This is a genomic window from Burkholderia sp. HMSC10F09, assembly GCF_001806955.1.
GTDB classification, from domain to species: Bacteria; Pseudomonadota; Gammaproteobacteria; order Burkholderiales; family Burkholderiaceae; genus Burkholderia; species Burkholderia multivorans.
Window position 1 is genome coordinate 1 of the sequence record NZ_KV786938.1, and the last position, 1,416, is coordinate 1,416.

At 70.6% G+C, this 1,416-nt stretch carries 3 protein-coding genes; all 3 read left to right on the forward strand.

The features are described from left to right. Positions 1–254 (forward strand): flagellar hook-basal body complex protein FliE (fliE, locus tag HMPREF3115_RS28020; protein ID WP_070557021.1); only part of this gene is annotated, 254 nt, incomplete at its 5' end. Positions 255–453: 199 nt separating this feature from the next. Next, the gene (gene fliS, locus HMPREF3115_RS28025; protein WP_006402960.1) at positions 454–888 is read left to right on the forward strand and encodes a flagellar export chaperone FliS; all 435 of its coding nucleotides are present in this window, start codon (positions 454–456) and stop codon (positions 886–888) included. Continuing rightward, entirely contained in the window at positions 885–1,217 is a 333-nt protein-coding gene (locus HMPREF3115_RS28030; protein ID WP_006407159.1) for a flagellar protein FliT, read from the forward strand. Before fliS ends, HMPREF3115_RS28030 begins: the two co-directional genes overlap by 4 nt. Positions 1,218–1,416 lie beyond the last annotated feature (199 nt).

Consider the following 1,416-nt stretch of genomic DNA (forward strand, 5'->3'; position numbering starts at 1 on the left):
CCGCGCTCGCCGGCTCGGGCGCGGCGACGGCCGGCACGTTTGCGAGCGCGATGAAGGCCTCGCTCGACAAGATCAGCGGCGACCAGCAGCGCGCGCTCGGCGAAGCGCAGGCGTTCGAGGTCGGTGCGGCGAACGTGTCGCTGAACGACGTGATGGTCGACATGCAGAAGGCCAATATCGGTTTCCAGTTCGGGCTGCAGGTCCGCAACAAGCTCGTGAGCGCTTACAACGACATCATGCAGATGTCGGTGTGACGCGCGGGCCGCTGCCCCGCCTTCGTCGCCGGCCGGCGCGCCGGCCCGCTGCGGCGCTCGCCGCACACCGCTCGCCGCGCATCGCGCGCCGCGCGCCTAAAGCTTTCCCGTTCCTTTCCGATAACTCAGGGAGAAAACCGCGCCGTGCGACGCACGGCAGCGGCCCCCGTCATAGCCAAGCATCAACAAGGAGAAGCGCATGTTTTCCCCAGGACACGCTGGAGCCAATGCCTACGCGCGTGTCGGCGTCGAGACCGGGGTGATGGGCGCCTCCCCGCACCGGCTGATCGCGATGCTCTATCAGGGCGCGCGCCAGGCCGTCGCGCTCGCGCGCATGCATCTGCAGCAGGGCAACGTGCCCGCGCGCGGCGACGCGATCGGCAAGGCGATCCGCATCGTCGAAAGCGGCCTGCAGGCCGCGCTGAACCGCGAGGCGGGCGGCGAGATCGCCGCGCGCCTCGACGCGCTGTACGCGTATATCGGCCGGCGGCTGCTCGAAGCGAATGCGCAGGCGAGCGACGCGATGCTGGTCGAGGTCGACGGACTGCTCGCGACGCTCGAGGAAGCATGGACCGGCATCGGCCCCGAAGTCGCGCGGATGGCCGCGCAGCAGACGGGCGATATGCCGAGATGAATCGCAAGGCCGACTACTTCGCACGCTACGAGGCGCTCGCGGCCGTGTCGGGCCGGATGCTGCGCGCGGCGCGCGGCGCTGACTGGCATGCGCTGTCGGGGCTGCAGGACGAGTATCTGCGGCTCGTCGATGCGCTGAAGGAGGCCGAGCGGGACATCGCGCTCGACGAATCGGAACTGGGCCGCAAGCTCGCGCTGATCCGCCGGATCCTCGCGGACGACGCGGCGATCCGCGATCTCGCGAGCCCCGAAGTCGCGCGGCTGTCCGCGTTGTTCGAGACGCGGCGTTCGACCAAGGTATTGACCGAGCTCTACCGCACGCGCGGCTAGAGCCCGTATTCCGGGGCAGCGCGGCGGCCTCGTTCCCGGAGTGCGCAACGATGTGGCCGAGGTGAGCAGGCTCCGATCATGACCGGTATCGACTCCGTTGCGGCCGCGCTGCTCGCGAGCCGTCTCGACAGCCTGCTGACCGGCGGCGTAGCGTCGGCGGCCGCCGGCGGCGCCGCGGCGCAGGTCGGCACGCCGGGCG